Origin of the sequence: Parabacteroides sp. AM17-47, from assembly GCF_003434625.1 — a bacterium.
Taxonomy (GTDB): domain Bacteria; phylum Bacteroidota; class Bacteroidia; order Bacteroidales; family Tannerellaceae; genus Parabacteroides; species Parabacteroides distasonis.
Window position 1 is genome coordinate 123,514 of the sequence record NZ_QTLI01000007.1, and the last position, 18,639, is coordinate 142,152.

14 protein-coding genes and 1 pseudogene are annotated in these 18,639 nt (G+C 41.2%); 10 read left to right on the forward strand and 5 right to left on the reverse strand.

The window, feature by feature from the left end; genetic code table 11:
- Positions 1-4 precede the first annotated feature (4 nt).
- The 7 genes from DW205_RS07150 to DW205_RS07180 all read left to right on the forward strand — a co-directional run bounded on the left by DW205_RS07150 (position 5) and on the right by DW205_RS07180 (position 9,207).
- On the forward strand, positions 5-1,633 hold the full coding sequence (locus DW205_RS07150; RefSeq protein WP_117741757.1) for a hypothetical protein: 1,629 nt from the start codon (positions 5-7) through the stop codon (positions 1,631-1,633).
- The gene (locus tag DW205_RS07155) at positions 1,630-2,526 is read left to right on the forward strand and encodes a hypothetical protein (RefSeq protein WP_117741758.1); all 897 of its coding nucleotides are present in this window, start codon (positions 1,630-1,632) and stop codon (positions 2,524-2,526) included. The genes DW205_RS07150 and DW205_RS07155 overlap by 4 nt, the downstream gene beginning before the upstream one ends.
- 13 nt (positions 2,527-2,539) lie before the next feature.
- Positions 2,540-5,047: an Hsp70 family protein gene (locus DW205_RS07160; protein ID WP_117741759.1), complete on the forward strand. Its 2,508-nt coding sequence runs from the start codon at positions 2,540-2,542 to the stop codon at positions 5,045-5,047.
- 5 nt (positions 5,048-5,052) lie between these two features.
- Positions 5,053-5,976 carry a hypothetical protein gene (locus DW205_RS07165; protein ID WP_117741760.1) on the forward strand — a complete coding sequence of 308 codons (924 nt, stop codon included), beginning with the start codon at positions 5,053-5,055 and terminating at the stop codon, positions 5,974-5,976.
- Between the two features lies 1 nt (position 5,977).
- A complete protein-coding gene (locus DW205_RS07170) occupies positions 5,978-7,750 on the forward strand; it encodes an AAA family ATPase (protein ID WP_057328986.1) in 1,773 nt (590 codons plus the stop codon).
- Between the two features lie 17 nt (positions 7,751-7,767).
- Positions 7,768-8,226, forward strand: coding sequence for a hypothetical protein (locus tag DW205_RS07175; protein ID WP_016662247.1), 459 nt, complete (start codon positions 7,768-7,770; stop codon positions 8,224-8,226).
- A gap of 366 nt (positions 8,227-8,592) precedes the next feature.
- Positions 8,593-9,207: a hypothetical protein gene (locus tag DW205_RS07180; protein ID WP_016662248.1), complete on the forward strand. Its 615-nt coding sequence runs from the start codon at positions 8,593-8,595 to the stop codon at positions 9,205-9,207.
- A 160-nt stretch (positions 9,208-9,367) separates the two neighbouring features.
- Here DW205_RS07180 and DW205_RS07185 read toward each other — a convergent pair.
- From DW205_RS07185 to DW205_RS07205, 5 genes and pseudogenes are all read right to left on the reverse strand, one after another.
- Positions 9,368-10,459, reverse strand: a pseudogene (locus DW205_RS07185) (site-specific integrase); the annotation flags it as partial.
- Complete coding sequence (locus tag DW205_RS07190) at positions 10,456-11,016, reverse strand: helix-turn-helix domain-containing protein (protein ID WP_005864705.1); 561 nt, start codon at positions 11,014-11,016, stop codon at positions 10,456-10,458. The pseudogene DW205_RS07185 and the gene DW205_RS07190, both read right to left, overlap by 4 nt.
- 210 nt (positions 11,017-11,226) lie before the next feature.
- On the reverse strand, positions 11,227-13,158 hold the full coding sequence (gene dnaK / locus DW205_RS07195; RefSeq protein ID WP_005864708.1) for a molecular chaperone DnaK: 1,932 nt from the start codon (positions 13,156-13,158) through the stop codon (positions 11,227-11,229).
- Between the two features lie 201 nt (positions 13,159-13,359).
- Entirely contained in the window at positions 13,360-14,937 is a 1,578-nt protein-coding gene (locus DW205_RS07200; protein WP_005864710.1) for an Rne/Rng family ribonuclease, read from the reverse strand.
- Positions 14,938-15,161: 224 nt separating this feature from the next.
- Positions 15,162-15,434: an HU family DNA-binding protein gene (locus DW205_RS07205; protein ID WP_005854607.1), complete on the reverse strand. Its 273-nt coding sequence runs from the start codon at positions 15,432-15,434 to the stop codon at positions 15,162-15,164.
- A gap of 189 nt (positions 15,435-15,623) precedes the next feature.
- Here DW205_RS07205 and mutY point away from each other — a divergent pair, with 189 nt between their 5' ends.
- The 3 genes from mutY to gldE are packed head-to-tail and all read left to right on the forward strand — an operon-like array spanning position 15,624 to position 18,639.
- Positions 15,624-16,703, forward strand: coding sequence for an A/G-specific adenine glycosylase (gene mutY / locus DW205_RS07210; protein ID WP_005864713.1), 1,080 nt, complete (start codon positions 15,624-15,626; stop codon positions 16,701-16,703).
- A gap of 48 nt (positions 16,704-16,751) precedes the next feature.
- On the forward strand, positions 16,752-17,261 hold the full coding sequence (locus tag DW205_RS07215; RefSeq protein ID WP_005864715.1) for a single-stranded DNA-binding protein: 510 nt from the start codon (positions 16,752-16,754) through the stop codon (positions 17,259-17,261).
- 25 nt (positions 17,262-17,286) lie between these two features.
- A complete protein-coding gene (gldE, locus tag DW205_RS07220; protein ID WP_005864717.1) occupies positions 17,287-18,639 on the forward strand; it encodes a gliding motility-associated protein GldE in 1,353 nt (450 codons plus the stop codon).

The following is an 18,639-nucleotide window of genomic DNA, read 5'->3' on the forward strand; positions in this document are numbered from 1 at the left end:
GACAATGATTAAACTTATAAAACATAACCCATATCGTACTTTAGGGGTGTTATCAAACACCCCTTTAAGGGAACGCATCGCCAACCAAAACAAGCTCAATGCTTTTGCTAAGATTGGTAAGTCGGTTATATTCCCTTATGATTTCGATGGAATTATAGAGGAAGTACCTCTAAGAACTCCAGAAAACATCGCAGCAGCTATCACAGCAATTAACCTTGACAGCTATCAACTGAAACACTCCTTGTTTTGGTTTATAAATGCGTCTCCAATAGATGGAGTAGCATTGAAATACTTACAGTCTAAAGATATTATCAAGGCTAAAGAGTTATTCCAAAAGAGAGAGTCATTCTCGTCTTTAATCAATCTCGGAGTACTTGCGTTTATTGAGGGTAATTTTGCAGAAGGTTATGCAAATATTTCAAAGGTGATTCATAACGAATCTTATAGAGTCGATTTGCTTGAAACACTTGGCCTGCAAAATATTACCTTGTCAGAAAATGAGATAGCGGAAATGTTCATTGCCGACTTACTCACGGAGATACCGGCTACAAAATTATTATCAGCTGTAAACAATTCTTCGGACAAAGCGATTATCAGCGAAAAAGCAGTTAATGAACCTATCGCAGAGATTAATGCTGCAATATCTGCCGCCAAGTCAGTAAATTCCAAAGATGCCAATGCAAATCTCACCGCAGGAATGGTGTTGATGAATTCAACAAAAACAGCACTCAAACAAGTGAGAGATATTGTTGGTGTAACTAGTACGAAATATCAGATGGTAGCAGATAATCTTGCCAAACAAATACTCCAGTGTGGTATCAACTACTACAATAATGCCTCTGATGATGATGTAGAAAGCCCTCGAAAAGCAATGCCCCTTCAAGCATATGCCTTACAAATTGCAATAGGACAGCTCACCAAGGATAGATGTCAAGAGAACTATGATATTTTGAAAAAGGCAGTTGATGATATGCCTCCAGCAGAAGTTGCCATAGAAACCCGTAAAGTCAAAGAGGAACTTCGCCGTTTTTGCCAGCAACCTGATAAAATTTCACATTCAATAACGCTGCTTAATAACACCAAACCACTGCTTCAGACAATAAAGGCTAAAATTGGTACGGCCAATACGTTCTATCTGTCGCTTTCTACTCAGGTTGTAGGAAATGCTTTATACAATCTCATCGAAGAGATAAACACGGCACAAAATTATTTTAGCGCTGTAGTAAAGGTTATAAAAGAAAGTGGAATAGACCCAAAACTATTAAATTATTTAGATGATGAGCATTCACCAACGAAAATTATAGATAGTAAGGTAAAACCAGTTCTACGTGAAGCATGGAAAGCAACTACAATTATGGATGGATTTGACATGGAGACTGATTTCCGCACAAAGCGATATATTCCCAATAGAAGTTCACTCAAAGAAATGTGCGAAACTCTTCATATCTCCACGTCTTCTTCGAGTTACCAGTCTTCCTCTCGTGCATCCACAACCACCACGAGGACAACAACGCCGCCACGTACTACGCCCCCATCTTCTTCAACGTCATCATCTGATGATGAACTTCCAGTAGGGTGCTGGGTGGTTATTATAATAGCAATCATAATATTTTTAGCAAACGTTTTAGGATGACAAAAATTACTACATTATTATTTGCGCTCACAGTTCAAGTTGCCGTAAGTGCAAATGCTAACGATTCGCTTCGTCATTGCTATCAGCAATTGGACATTGCGAATTCAGGTATTCAAACTCTCAAAACGGAGAATCGTGAGCTTAAAGCTAAAATCAGGACTTTGAATAAAACAATTGATACTCAAAAGACTGAAACAGACTCTCTCAAAGGTGAACTGACCGCAGCAAAAAATGACATCACAGCTCTTGCTGATAGTCTTAATGTCAACATCTCAAACACTCGTTCTGAACTTCAAGCAAGTTCAAACACTCTCAATCAAACGATTCGCGAAAAATCACAAACTGGTCTATGGATTATCATTGTGATTGCACTGATTTTCATTATACTGGCATTCATATTTGGAAAAGCAATAGCGAAACGTAAAAACGAGGTGGAAAATCTATCTGCCAAGGCCGACAAACTCAACGAGGAAATAGTCTACAGACTGTCTACTGAAATGAATGACATACAAGTTATTTCTAAACAAATTGGGGCACTTGTATCTGCACCGGGAGTTAATACCGAAAGTGAACAGAAGTTGATTACCACTCTTGCTGACCGTATCACTTTTATGGAGATGACACTATACAAAATGGATAACTCTGTAAGAGGTCATAAACAGCTTTCCAAGTCAATCAAGCAAATGAAAGACAATCTGCTTGTCAATGGATATGAGCTTGTAGATATGCTTGGTAAAGACTATCATGAGGGTATGAAGGTTACAGCAAATTTTGTTGAAGATGAGGAACTACCAGAAGGCAAGCAAATAATCACGGGCATCATCAAGCCTCAAATCAATTACAAAGGCAAGATGATTCAATCAGCTCAAATCACAGTAAGTCAAAACATTTAAAAATATATTCAACATGGCTCAAGCTAAAATGAAATTCGGGATTGACCTTGGTACAACCAATTCCGCAATTTGTAAAATGGAGAGTGGCGAGCCTGTCATTAAAAAGACAGACACGTTGAAAGACACTTTGCCATCGTGCGTATCTTTTACCAAAAAGAAAATTGCAAAAGTAGGAGATAGTGCCTATAACGACCTCCGCCAAGACAAATCACGTGCCACGAAAAAATGGTCTAATGACCGCGAAAACGTATTCATTGAGTTTAAACGAAATATGGGTACGGACAAATCGTATGAGAGTTCTAATATGGGAGAAACTTTTTCTCCGGAGCAACTTTCTGCCGAAGTTTTGAAGGCTCTCAAATCGTTTATCGGTGATGAAAATATTACATCCGCTGTTATCACAATCCCTGCCAAATTTAAAGCAGACCAAATCGCAGCTACTAAACGTGCTGCTCAAAAGGCTGGTATTGAACATTGCGAACTTCTCCAAGAGCCGATTGCCGCATCTATGGCGTATGGTCTGAGCGCATCCAACAAAAATGGTCAATGGCTTGTGTTCGATTTTGGAGGCGGCACATTTGATGTTGCACTTATCAAGGTAGAGGATGGCATCATGCAAGTTAAGGACACCGAAGGAGACAATTACCTCGGCGGCAAAAACCTTGACTATGCAATCGTTGATAGCATTATCATTCCTTACCTAAAAGAGAATTACTCTATCACAAACATTATGGAGAATGAAACCACAAGAAACATTCTTCGTGATGCCATGAAGTTCTATGCTGAACAAGCGAAAAATCAACTGTCATTCAAACCACAAGCTGACATAACCTCTCAACTTGATGAGTTTGGCGAAGATGATGAGGGGGAAGAAATAGAACTCGACATGGTTATCACTCAAGAGCAGCTTGCATCTGTACTCACACTCGTGTTTCAAAAGGCAATCGACATTACCAAGCAGCTTCTTAAACGTAATGGTTTGTCCGGAAGCGACCTTGACAAACTGATTCTTGTAGGTGGACCAACTTATTCTCCAGTTCTTCGTGAGATGCTACGCAAACAAGTCACGCCCGATGTTGATACCGACATTGACCCCATGACAGCTGTTGCAAAAGGGGCGGCACTGTTTGCTTCCGGTATAGATAGTGATGTCAAAGAAGAGTTAGCCATCGGTACTGTTGCACTCACACTTTCTTATGAAGCAAATTCGGTTCAACCAATCGAATTTGTAACCGTACAACTATCAAAAGAGGAATGTTCCGGTTATATTCCATCCAAACTGTTTGTAGAACTTGTACGTAGCGACAACGGTTGGTCAAGCGGAAAAGTCGAAATCAATGAGATAGGTGATGTCATAGAGTGTCAACTCATGGAAGGCAAAAATAATGCGTTTGCTGTCAACGCTTATGACGAAAAAGGGACAACTATCCCTTGCTTTCCTAAAGAGATAAATATCATGCAGGGTATTGTTGTCGGCAATGCTGTTTTGCCTTACAATATCTCAATTGAGGCTCACGATAGTGGTCTCGAAAAGAATGTGGTAAAGTCGGTAAAAGGTCTTGAAAAGAACCAGCAGCTTCCAGCTGTCGGTACACTCAATGGACTTAAGACTCGTAATCAATTGCGTCCCGGCATGACTGAGGACACTTTGGTGATACCCATCTATCAAAGTGAACACAACGCAGACGGCACATCTGCGATTCATAACGACCATGTCTTTGATGTAGTCATAACAGGCGATGAGATTGGACAAATAATCCCTGTTGGAAGTGATGTTGACATCACTATCAAGGTGAATCGTTCGCAAATGTTGAAACTAGAAGCATTCTTTCCCTTCAGTGGAGATACCGTGGAAAAAGATGTAAAAATCGAAGCTCGCTCGGTTATTACATCTCATGAACTGGAAAGGCTCAAAGACTCTGCGAACTTAAAACTCCATGCCCTTAAATCTTCTTCTGCAATTAAGGATTCTGAGACAGCAGAAGCAGAAAAACTCATCAATGAGGTTAACGACCGTTTCGACGGTGAAAAAAGCTCCGAAGATGGTAGGATGCATCTTCAGGCTGACATTCGCCGTGCTTTCCTGAAAATGGAAGAAGTCGAGCAAGGGCATGAATGGGATTCCATTGAAGCTGAAATCAGGGAAGAATTCGACCGCCTTGAAAAAGGGAATAATGAGCTTGGCAACAAATATGACCAACAGGTAGCCGCTGTTCGTTCACAGGTCGATTCCGTTATCCGTTCAAAGGATGTTCGTCAAGGACGAATAGTTCTTGATGATATTAACAGCTTGTTTGTTGCAGTGACACTCATCTATCAGTTAATGGGTTTCATTGACTTCCACCTTCGTAACTTTAATACCATACAATGGAAAGATGCGACCAGAGCACGTCAACTTCTGCAACAAGGTAAGGAAATTGCTAATACCAATCCGTCCGAAAGTTCACTTCATCCCATCGTACGTTCGGTCATAGATTTGATGATTGAACCACCAACAAGTGGTCCCGGCGTTAGCTTCTAAAGTGTATGGAAAAGATATGGAAAACGGAGCAACTTGAGAAAATAGCTGCTAATACATCAATATTTAAGCACATTCCCGCAGAAATCGGGAATGTGCTATACTGCGATACCAATCAGCCTGAAACCGTAAAGTTAAGTGACAAGGAATCTAAAAAAAGAAAGGTTATTGCTATTTCAATTTGTAGCATAATTTTATTATTGTATTGGTCTTTTTTTTATGAGCACTATATATGGGGAGCTATAATTACAGTGATAGCTCTGTTGGTTACTATTGGAGTTTGTGATACCACTTTTTCGGGTACAGATTACTTTGTAGGTAATAAAGGATTTGCTACCGTATCGTTTGTAGATTCAAGAGACAACATTACATCTTCCAATGTTTATCTTTTCAAGGACATGGAGTATCTCTTTACTGGCGAAACCATCGTAAAAACGAATTATACCTATAGTAATACTCAATATTACTTTTCAATATTCGGTAAAGAAGATAAGGAGACCCATCAATTCAACAGAATATTTTTTGCCGAGGGTTCTTATGATGATAAACATCCAAAAGACCCAATGAATCCTAATGGTGCAAATGAAGAATACAGTATGATGAAAATGGTAGAAAAGGTATGGACAACCCACTTCGTACTTGAACATTCCCAAGATGGGAAGGTCAAATTCGGTATTCTCAATGAAGAAACTTTATACTCTGATGCGTTATCTATTTCTCGTAATGAAGTAGATGTGTATGGGACAATATATAATCCTTCAAATACCAAAAATATCTATACATCTAATGGAAACTTGGTCATTGAACACATTAATCATTCGAAGAAATTTTTCGGCTTTATTGAAAAAGGAAATATTAGCAGTATTCCGTTGTCCTCATTAGGGAATCGTCAGGCATTTTTGATTTTTTTTGACAGGCTTTATAGAGGATAGTATGTTTACACTTGCGAAGAGACAACAATTAGGTAACTACATAATCACCTTTCAAGTCAAAGAAGGTGATTATGCAGAAACCTATCGCGTGAAAGACGCTGATGGGAAAAATCGCTTTCTCAAACTCATCAACTGCGCCAAACTACATCGTACTCAATTTGATGCAAACGGTAATATATTGGAGGTGCAGATTGCAAAGACACTTAATCATCCTAATGTCGTCAAATACCACGATAACGGTGAGGTCGTTTTAGATGGTCGCAAATTTGCTTATATCGTATTCGATTATATCAGTGGTGAAACGGCTTCACAGTACATTGCTCGTGAAGGGAGTCTTAGTGTATATGATGCAAAGACTATCGTATTAGGCATCCTTAATGGCATTAAATTCCTTCATACGCAACAAGAGCCGATTATGCACAACGATTTGACTATCCAAAACGTCATGCTGGATATGTCGAAAGGTACTAACGTACCTCGCATTATTGACTTCGGCTATGCTCGTTACCTATCACAAGGTTCTTCTTCCTTTAATAAAAACGGGTTATCTCCTTTTTATTTGGCACCCGAAGCATTGAATGGTGTGTTTTCGGTAAAGTCAGACATCTTCTCAAGCGGTGCGATACTTTATAATCTTATATTTGGTATACCACCATATTTTGTTGACTTGTCAGATTGCAAGAATGATGCTACTGCTCAACGCGAAAAGATTGATGCTCAAAGAGAATTGCCGCTTCATATTCCCGATAACGATAAATTTGAGCTTGATGAACAAATTATGAATATAATGCGGAAAGCCCTTGCATCTGACATTGAGGAGAGATTTGAATCGGCAGATGAGTTTATTCGGGCTTTGAATGGCGATATAAAAATCGCTCGTATTGACAATCAAAAGAAAGCCAAAAGTGGGAAGACTCCTACAAAGAAAGTTTCGTATTCAGTGCCAAAAGGGAAAGGCTTTTCCGCCATTGCTGGGATGGAAGAACTGAAAGAGCAAATGCGCGTAGAAGTGATAGACGCTCTTAATTCGCCAGAGGAGTATGCGAAATATGGCTTGACAATTCCTAATGGGATGCTTTTATACGGTCCTCCCGGATGTGGTAAAACCTTTTTTGCAAAGCATTTTGCTGAAGAAGTCGGTTTTAATTTCATGCTAATCAAGCCAAGTTCTCTCAAAAGCCGCTTCGTAAATGCGACTCAGGAGAATATTGCTCAGATGTTCAAAGATGCTGAAGAAAATGCACCTACCATCATTTTCATTGATGAAATGAATGAATTGGTACCTAACCGTGACAGCGATGTACACGAGATGGCGCGTAGTGCTGTCAATGAAATGCTTGCTCAAATGGATAGAACAGGAGAACGTGGTGTATTTATTATTGGGGCAACTAATTATCCAGATATGATCGACCCTGCGATACTTAGGGCTGGTCGTCTTGATAAAAAATATTATATTGGCACTCCTGATTTCAAGGCTCGTTCCTTAATGTTTGAACTTTACCTGAAATCAAGACCGTATGATTTCGGTTTAGATTATGAAAAGCTTGCCCAACTGACAGAAAATTATGTTTCTGCAGACTTGGAAATGATAGTCAATGACGCTTCACGAATAGCTCTGCGACAAAAATCAAGAATTACAATGGTTATTCTTGAAGATGTTATTAGTAAAACCAAACCGTCATTGACAAAATCCGAACTTGACAAATATTTAAGGATAAAAGCGGCAATGGCTGGTGAACAAATACAACAATCACGCCGAAGAATCGGTTTCTAAATAAAAATGCTACGAATATGAAAACAAATGAATTATATCTCAAAACATTGTTCTGTTGCTGTGCTTGTGATGGAGAAATCGCACAAGAAGAAGTGGATATGATTAAAGAATTAACCGAAAATAGTACCCTTTTTCAGGAGATTCAAGTAGAATACTCAATTAATGAGTATGTCAATCAGATTAATAGTCAAGGAAAAGCCTTTTTGAAAGATTACCTTAGTGAACTTTCAAATACAGTTCTTTCCGATGATGAACAAATCACACTAATTGACCTTGCCATAAAAATGATAGAAGCAGATAAGCAAGTCCTTTATTCAGAGGTTAAATTTTTCAAGAAAATCCGAAGCCGAATAACTGTAAGCGATGAACAGATTCTATTAAAATTATCTGGCATAGAAGATTATTTACAACCTGACATTTGCGCTGAAAATAAAGATTTCGAAGATGTTGGAGGATTTAAACAAATATCTTTCTAATAATATGGGTGAATGTAAACCATTGATTCAAGTTCAGACTTGCGCAACAAAAAGAGTTGATAGGGAAATTCATCATTCCGTGGTAGGGAGATGTAGAGGGCGGAACTGAAATCACGCAGATATTACAGCCCATACCTCTATTCTCGAAAATCAAGTAAAATAACTGGGGCAAGAAGAAACAGACTGTCATTGCAAAACTGAAAGCATTCTTCGATAGGTTCTTTGATATTTCGAGAGGAACATTCAATGTTGTGAACTGAATATTCCGTCTAATGCTGCATTGTTCAAAATCATAAACGGGTAAAAAATAGAAAGATACATGTGGAATTTTCTGTCTTTTTTGTAACTTTGCAAAAAAGACAAATTATGAATACCTCATTTTGGGAGTCAAATTTATTTCAAACGCTCGTGCTGATTGTTACCATTGGGGCAACAATCGGCATCGCATTATGGCAGTTTTATGCCCATAAGCGAAAGGAATTGAGAAACGCAGTGTCAATCTTGTTGCTTCAGATAAATGACATTGAGAAAAACATTGAGTATATATTATCTGAAGGGCTTATAAACGGCTGCATCCAAGAAGTGCCGATTCATTACTCTACTATAATTTTTGAAGAAAATCAGTGGAATAAATACGCTCACAGTGTTGTCGGGCACATATCTCAGGAGGCATTTGAAAAAATTGATACCTTTTTTAAGGTTGCCCAAAGAATACGTGAACAACAGATCTATATCAAACAAAAAATACAATTGTCAACAGAAAATAAAGCCTATTATTACTATAGTGCTGTGTATAACCAGATAGTTATTACAGGTCAACCGCTACAAAACATTCAATCAATTGTCGACAGGTTCAATGAGTCGATAGTGCCATCGTATATTCAGAAAGAATTGGCTTTGGGATTAGAGAAGACCTTGAAGCAATATCATAAATTGTCAGATGGTATCGCTTATACGGAATTAGTCAAACTAAAGCAGTGATATATTGAAAATATTTGCTAACTTTGTAATTAGGAAAAGCGTTCTTTTGAATTACTGCAAAACGAGGTGAAATACAGAATTTTGCTGGTTTCTAAATCGTTACCTATTAAGCTGCGAAAAATTGCAAGTACTTGAATTTTAACAAGAAAGAAAATTCGCCATGTCTTAAACAATGGTAGGTGATGTGCTTCGTAATTCCGGCTTCCACAACCCATTTCTTTATCGGACGGTTAATCCATGACGGGTCGGGCAGTCCGGCAAAAACTAATTGTTCTCCGTCTTTCCTTTCACCACATAATTGAAATGCCTGTTCGGATATGGGCATATACTCAACGCCTTTAGTCTTTTGCTGGGTGAAGTTCAATCGGTAACTGCCGTTGAATACCTCTATTTCTGACCACTTCAACTTTTGAATGTCGCAATGGCGAAGCCCGGTAAGTGCGGAAAAGAGGGCGGCACGCTTCAACAATGGGTCGCATGGAGTTTGAGCCAAACGGTTCAGTTCATCTATGGTCAAGTATTCCCTACGGCTTTCTTGACCTTGAATGCCCTTAACCTTTGCTCCAATATCAACCGTCAGATAGCCGTCAATGAAAGCCTGCTTCAGTGCGGCTTTGAATATGGAGAAATAAGTGGATGCTGTGTTTTGCGAAATGACACCTTTCTTACCACCTCCCTGTGGGGCGTTCAATAGGAACATACGGAATGATTCTATCAGTTTCAAGTCTATCTGTGAGAAAAGAATGGTATCGCCTTTCGCAAAGATTTTCAACAGTTCATGCACACGCTTCCAGTTGATGATAATGGAATCGGAGCTATGGGCGTGGCGTAACCGCTGCACATGGTCGAAGTATTCAATGAAGTTGCAACGTGAACGCTCCAGCTGCTCTGCCTGTTCCGCATCGGTTTCTGAATAAAGCAAGGCATTATCGTATTCCTTTTGGCGCAGGCTTCTCACCTTGTCGGCATAGATACACGATTCTTGGTCTAACTGTGACTTGCATAGGATGATGCCGTTCAAATCACGTTTAGGCTTATAAGTGGTTTTGCCGTCCTTGTCAGTTCGGGCGTTCCGCGACTTATCCCAAATGGGAGTGGTGATGGTACGGTTCAGATATTCACGCACTCTTTGGGGAGTGGGTTTGTCCGCTTGAAAAACCGGATAGGCTTCAACATACAGGTACCATTCCTCACGGTATTCCGACTTGCGGAGTTTTACCGAAACTCGTGTATTGGCCAACGCTTTCTTCATTGCTTCATTCCTTTATATAGGTTATCAATTTCTTTCTTAGGTACATAAACGAAGTTGCCTATCTGTCGGGTTGGGATAGAATATTTGCGAATATGCAGGTAGACTGTACTGTCTTCTAAATGAAACTTCTTGGATATTTCGCCGATAGTATAACAGTCTTTAGGCTCCAAGCTATATAGTTTAGCAACAGGCTTTGGTTTTGCCAGAGCTTTCTTCCGTAGCGGATAGAGTTTCAGCAGTTCTTCTTTACTCACACGAATCTGGTTCGTGCCAAGGTTTATATGTGAGATAGTGCCTTTATGTATCAGACGATACAGCGTATCTTTGCTGATGCCGAACAGGGCATAGGCTTCCGACACCTTAATATAATCTTGGTGTTTCGGGATGCTCTTCACTATCTCATCCAATCGTTGGTTTCGCTTCTCCTCGTCTTTTCTACGCTTATACGCAATGTTGGAACAGCGTTTGGAACAATACCATGATTCTATGGTCTTGGCAATGAACTCTTGACCGCACACTTGGCATTTGCGCTTTATTTCAAACTTTGCTGCTGGCATAATGCTGATATTTACTTGTTTACATTTAACCCATTTGTATTTTGTCGCAGATTTCCTACTTTTTTATCGCGGCACAAATATGGTACAAATATACGATGAAAATCCGAGAAATAAGCAAATCTATCAGAAAGTGTTAAAAACAAAAGTAGGGTGTAACTCATTGAGCTACACCCTACTTTTCTATCGTTAGTTATCGTTGTTTACCGATACTTATTTCACTTCCTCAAAGTCAACGTCCGTAACGTTACCGTCTTTGCTGTTGTTGCTGCTACCTGCGTTACCGCCAGCTTGTTGACCACCGAAGTTAGGATCTGCTTGCGGGCCGCCTTGAGCGCCGCCACCTTGAGCGTTGTACATTTCTTGGCTAGCTGCTTGGAATACGCTGTTCAATTCTGCCATAGCAGCATCGATACCTGCGATATCCTGAGCCTTATGAGCTTCTTTCAATTTGTTCAAGGCACCTTCGATCGGAGCTTTCTTGTCTGCCGGAAGCTTGTCGCCAAGATCTTTCAATTGTTTCTCGGTCTGGAAGATCATGCTATCCGCTTGATTCAATTTATCGATACGCTCTTTCTCTTTCTTATCGGCCTCTGCGTTTGCGGCAGCCTCTTCTTTCATACGCTTAACCTCATCATCGCTCAAACCGCTGGAAGCCTCGATACGGATACTTTGTACTTTACCGGTTCCTTTATCCTTGGCCGATACGTTCAATATACCGTTAGCGTCGATATCGAATGTAACCTCGATCTGAGGAACACCACGTTGTGCGGCAGGTATTCCATCCAAGTGGAAACGACCGATAGACTTGTTATCTTTAGCCAAAGAACGCTCACCTTGCAAGATGTGGATCTCAACAGAAGGCTGATTGTCTACGGCAGTCGTAAATGTCTCGGACTTCTTGGTCGGGATTGTCGTGTTAGACTCGATCAATTTAGTCATTACACCACCCATTGTCTCAATACCTAAAGACAGCGGAGTAACATCCAACAGCAATACGTCTTTAACCTCTCCTGTCAATACACCACCTTGGATCGCTGCGCCTACGGCTACTACTTCATCCGGGTTAACGCCCTTAGACGGAGCTTTACCGAAGAATTTCTCAACGATAGCCTGTACAGCCGGGATACGAGTAGAACCACCTACCAAGATCACTTCGTCGATATCAGAAGTTGACAAACCTGCGTCTTTCAAGGATTGACGGCACGGTTCGATACATGCTTGGATCAGACCGTCAGCCAATTGCTCGAATTTAGCACGAGTCAAAGTCTTAACCAAGTGCTTTGGAATACCGTTTACTGGCATGATATACGGCAAGTTGATCTCCGTGCTAGTCGTACTTGACAACTCGATCTTCGCTTTCTCGGCAGCTTCTTTCAAACGTTGTAAAGCCATCGGGTCTTTACGTAAGTCTACACCTTCCTCACGTTCGAATTCTTCAGCCAACCAGTCGATGATTACGTGGTCGAAGTCATCACCACCAAGGTGAGTATCACCGTTTGTTGATTTTACCTCGAATACGCCGTCACCTAACTCAAGGATGGAGATATCGAATGTACCACCACCTAAGTCGAATACGGCGATCTTCATATCTTTGTTCGTCTTATCCAAACCATAAGCCAAAGAAGCGGCAGTCGGTTCGTTTACGATACGGCGTACGGTTAAACCTGCGATCTCACCAGCCTCTTTCGTAGCCTGACGTTGAGCGTCACTAAAGTAAGCAGGTACTGTGATAACGGCTTCCGTTACTTCCTGTCCCAAATAATCCTCAGCTGTCTTTTTCATTTTCTGCAGGATCATCGCTGAGATTTCCTGCGGAGTATACAAACGTCCTTCGATATCTACACGAGGAGTGTTGTTATCACCACGCACTACTTTATAAGGAACGCGATTGATTTCCTTTTGTACTTGGTCATAAGTTTCACCCATGAAACGTTTGATAGAGAATATAGTCTTTTCAGGATTGGTGATAGCCTGACGTTTTGCGGGATCACCTACCTTACGCTCGCCGCCTTCTACGAAAGCTACGATTGAAGGTGTTGTTCTTTTACCTTCGCTGTTCGCAATAACAACCGGTTCGTTACCTTCCAATACGGCAACACAAGAGTTGGTTGTTCCTAAGTCGATTCCAATAATCTTTCCCATGATTGTAAATATTTTAATTGTTATTATTCATCGTCCGTCATCTTCCTTGTTGAAAGGATTCACATAGTATTCAACAAATGCCGTGCCAAAGAAGTTCGGGTTTGAAAATAAATAATACGTGTCATGAATCGTGACATTTTGACGGTTTGGCAGGATACAAAAAGCCCCGGAACCGTTTTAATAGGCCCGGGGCTTCTCTTGTTATTTGTTGATTATTTCCTTTTCTTCTTTCATGTCAAGCTCATTCTTGTCGGCATCAAAGAATTTGTATTCAAGAAAGGCGAGACTTTGATTGGGAATAACTTTTAAACCATGGGTGTACTTCATTTTCCACTTCATGCTCAAGGGGAACAACCCCTTGTTCACATACGCTGCGACATACGGATGTACATGCAGGGTGAATTTCTTCACGTGATGTTTGTTTACTAAGCAATCTATTTTTTCTTCCAGGCTGTCGGTAAACAGGATGGAAGGCTTAACCGTTCCTGTTCCGAAACAGGATGGGCAGTCTTCTGACGTATCCACGTCCATTGCCGGACGTACCCGCTGACGGGTAATCTGCATCAAGCCAAACTTACTAAGAGGAAGGATGTTGTGTTTAGCCCGGTCATTTGCCATTGCCTTTGTCATGTGTTCAAATAGCTTTTGCCGGTTGGCAGCCTCTGCCATATCGATAAAGTCTATAACGATGATACCTCCCATGTCTCGTAAGCGGAGCTGACGGGCGATCTCATCGGCGGCGGCTATATTTACGTCGATAGCTGTCTTCTCTTGAGCATCGCTGCCTTTGGAACGGTTCCCGCTGTTCACGTCGATAACGTGCATAGCTTCCGTGTGCTCGATAATCAAGTAAGCTCCACTCTTGTAAGTGACAGTTCGTCCGAATAGCGACTTGATTTGCTTGGTGACCGCAAAGTTGTCAAAGATAGGAAGCTCTCCCGTATATAACTGTACGATTTCTTCCCGTCCCGGTGCGATCAAGCTTACATAGTCGCGGACATTATTGTAGACCTCCTTGTCATTTACATAAATATTTTGGAAAGAGGGGTTGAATATATCCCGAAGTAAAGCTACGGTACGTGCCGTTTCTTCGTAAACGATAGCCGGAGCTTTGAGTTTAGGCACCTTCACGATATTATCTTCCCATCGTTTCACCAATGTCTTTAGTTCATGATCAAGCTCTGCGACACGTTTGCCCTCCGAGGATGTCCGTACGATAACACTGAAATTCTTCGGTTTGATACTTTGGATTAACTGGCGCAAACGAGCCCGTTCCTCGCTTGATTTAATTTTGGTGGAGACAGATACTTTATCGGCGAACGGTATCAGCACGATATATCTTCCGGCAAAAGAAAGCTCGGAAGTCAATCGGGGACCTTTCGTCGAGATAGGCTCTTTAGCAATTTGAACCAACACCTCTTGTCCTACTTTCAGCACGTCGCTAATACTCCCGTTCTTTTCGATCTCCGGTAGAATCTGAGTTTTCGACAGTACCGGCGCCTTTTTGGGATCGCTCAGCAATTGCTTTAAATATTTCTGTTGGGTGTTGAAGTTAGGACCTAAGTCCAAATAGTGAAGAAACGCATCCTTTTTGTAACCGACATCAATGAACGCAGCGTTTAAGCCCGGCATCAGTTTCTTAACCTTACCTAGATAGATATCACCAACGGCGAACGAGACGTTGCGGGCCTCCTTTTGGAGCTCCACAAGGCTCTTGTCCTCCAAGACGGCGATAGATACCTCTTTGGGCTGTACATCAACTACTAATTCACTAATCACTTAAGATGTGTTTTTAAGATCAGACCTTATAAAATACGCAAAGAACAAACTTAAAAGGTCACTTATTAAGTTTGTTCTTTAGAGTTCGTTAGATAGACTTATTTCTTCTTATGTCTATTCTTCTTCAGTCTCTTTTTGCGCTTGTGCGTAGACATTTTATGTCTTTTTCTTTTCTTTCCGCTAGGCATCGCTTTAAAATTTTAAATTAAACGTATAATAATTAATTACTTAACTTCACCAATAAAAGTCTTAGCCGGCTTGAATGACGGAATGTTGTGTTCCGGGATGATGATCGTAGTATTTTTTGAAATATTACGAGCTGTCTTTTGAGCTCTCTTCTTAATAACGAAACTTCCGAAACCTCTCAAGTAAACGTTTTCGCCTTGGGCTAAAGAACTTTTTACGATATCCATGAAGGACTCAACGCTTGCTAGCACTGTCTGTTTGTCGATACCAGTGCTTTTTGAAATCTCGCTAACAATATCTGCTTTAGTCATGTCTATAAATTAATTAATTGATTTTGACCTATTAATTTTTTGGAATGCAAATATATAGCTTTTTATTTAAGTGGAAAAAGAATTGAGCTTCAATTTTTAAATAAAAAGATTCTTCTCGATTCGTAATATATATGTATGTTTGCGGTAATCAAATAGTTATGATGTTGAAAAGTGAGAAAGGGAGCAGTTATGTTACAGTATGAAAGTGAGTTAGAAATCAGCCGGATATTGGTTGAGTGGTATGAAACCTATAAAAGAGAGCTTCCTTGGAGGGAAACGAGAGACCCTTATATCATCTGGATATCGGAGATTATATTGCAACAAACCCGGGTTGTACAGGGATTGGAGTATTTTTTGCGTTTCACCGAACGTTTCCCGGATGTGGCATCTCTAGCGGCGGCGGAAGAGGATGAGGTGCTGAAATATTGGCAGGGCTTGGGGTATTATAGCCGGGCTCGTAACTTACATGCGGCGGCTAAATCTATCATGGAGCGGTTTAACGGGGTTTTCCCGGAGAATTATAAAGAGGTATTATCCTTGAAAGGTATCGGGGAGTATACGGCGGCGGCGATCGTCTCCTTTGCTTGGAACCAACCGTGTCCGGTCGTGGATGGAAATGTGTACCGGGTACTTTCCCGTTTGTTTGCCGTAGATACGCCGATCGACACCACGAAGGGTAAAAAGCAATTCGCGGAACTGGCCGGAATGATCTTGGACCCTAAGAACGCAGGGACGCATAATCAGGCGATCATGGAATTGGGTGCTTTGCAATGTGTTCCTCAAAACCCGGACTGCGGGGTGTGCCCGCTAAAAGATAAATGCATGGCGTTCGCTTCCGGCAATGTGCAAGCTTATCCGGTGAAACAAAATAAGACGAAGACAAGGGATCGTTATTTCCACTATCTATACATTATATATAAAGGACAAACTTGGATGAACAGACGGGCGGGGAAGGATATCTGGACCGGCTTGTATGAATTTCCTTTGATCGAGACGGATCATGCGATGGATTTTTCCGGTTTGTGTGAGACGCAAGCCTTCCGTAACCTATTGGGAGATGCTGGAAAATTGAGTATCACCCAAGGGTTATCGAATGTAAAGCATACGCTCTCCCATCAAATTTTATACGCTTCTTTCTATCAAATAGAGATAGAGCTGGTTCCGGAATCCTTGGGGAATTATCTCTCTTTGCCTTGCCGGGATATTGAGAAGTATGCCGTTCCCCGGCTGATACATATTTATTTAGAGAAATTAAACGGAAACTTGTGAGAATGATTGAATTTGTGTTTCTTTGTATGGTTATTAAGAATTTGAATTATGTCATTGAATAAGGTTATATTGATCGGCAACGTAGGCAAAGATCCTGACGTTCGCTATTTTGACAGTGGTGCCGCTGTCGCTAATTTCCCGCTGGCAACCTCGGAACGTGGGTATACGTTGGCAAATGGAACGGTGGTTCCGGAACGTACGGAGTGGCATAATATCGTAGTTCGTCGGGATTTGGTTCCTTTCGTGGAAAAATGGGTACGTAAAGGTTCCGGTGTATATGTGGAAGGCAAGATTCGTACTCGTAATTATGATGACCAAAGCGGCGTGAAACGATATGTTACGGAGATCCATGCGGATCGTATCGAGTTTTACAGTACGGGTTCCCGTCCGGCCGATGGTGGAAATACGACTGCACAAGGCGGTAGTATGCAGCCCAATGTGGGGCAAGGACAATCGGCTCAACCGACTACGGCGCCAAATACCGCTTATCAACAGCCAGCCGCCTCGCAGCCTAGCGCATTCTCAGAATCCAGTGACGCGGATGATCTCCCGTTCTGATATTGTTTAACTAATACTGTTTCCCTTGGACTCGGACTATTATTTATCGGGCTTATTTGAAAACGTAACGGTGCAGGCGCTGACAGCGGGTCCTGTGATCGCATTAAGCCTCGCTTTTTTACTGCTGTTTGTTTCCGGCTTCGTGTCGGCCTCTGAAGTGGCATTCTTTTCTCTAACCCCGGGCGACCTAAATGAGATCGGGGAAGAGAATCGCCCGGCAGATCCTGTTATCAAACGTCTCCTTGAACGTTCGGAGTATCTATTGGCATCTATATTGATCGCTAATAATTTCGTAAATGTGGCGGTCGTTATGTTGTGTACCTATGCGATTAACGCTTGGATTAATTTCTCGGCCGCTCCTCTTCTAGGCTTTGTGCTTGAGACGATTCTACTGACTTTCTTGCTTTTACTTTTTGGGGAGATCATGCCTAAGATTTACGCACAGAAGAATTCTTTGCGTTTTGTTCGTTTTTCAGCCTCCGTATTAAGTGGTTTGGAACGCTTCTGCCGCCCATTCTCGAAAATCTTGGTTAATTCCACATCGGTCATCAATAGAGCGTTAGCGAAAAAGAAATATGATATCTCTGTAGATGAGCTTTCTAAAGCGTTAGAGCTAACCTCTACCGAGATCCCGGAGGAGAAGGAGATGCTGGCGGAGATTATCAAGTTTTATAATAAGACCGCTGATGAGATCATGACTCCTCGTTTGGATATGGAAGATATCGAGATCAAGATCAGTTTCCGTGAGGTGGTTGATTTTATTATCAAATCCGGCTATTCGCGTATTCCGGTATATTCCGAGACTGAGGATAATATAAAAGGTATCTTATATATCAAGGACTTATTGCCCTATATTGACAAGCCCGATACATTCCGTTGGCAGAGCTTGATCCGACCGGCCTATTTCGTGCCGGAAACCAAGAAGATCGATGATTTGCTGGAAGAGTTCCGTACCAATAAAATTCATATGGCGATCGTGGTCGATGAGTTTGGCGGTACCTCCGGTATCGTGACGATGGAAGATATCCTAGAGGAAATTGTCGGAGAGATCTCCGATGAGTATGATGAGGATGAGCAACAATTCATCCGTTTAGCAGACGGTAGCTTGATCTTTGAGGCAAAGATATTATTGACGGATTTCTTCCGGGTTATCGATGCCGATCCCTCAGATTTTGGTAAATTGACGGAAGAAGTGGAAACTTTGGCCGGTCTTTTGTTGGAGATAAAAGGGGATTTTCCACGCCGTAGGGAGATTATAGATTTTAAGGAATATCGTTTCCAAGTGCTGGAAGTGGATAACAGGAGGATATTAAAGGTTAAATTTAACCGTATCCTTGAAGGTACAGGGAATGATGAGAATGGGAAAGATACGAAGTAA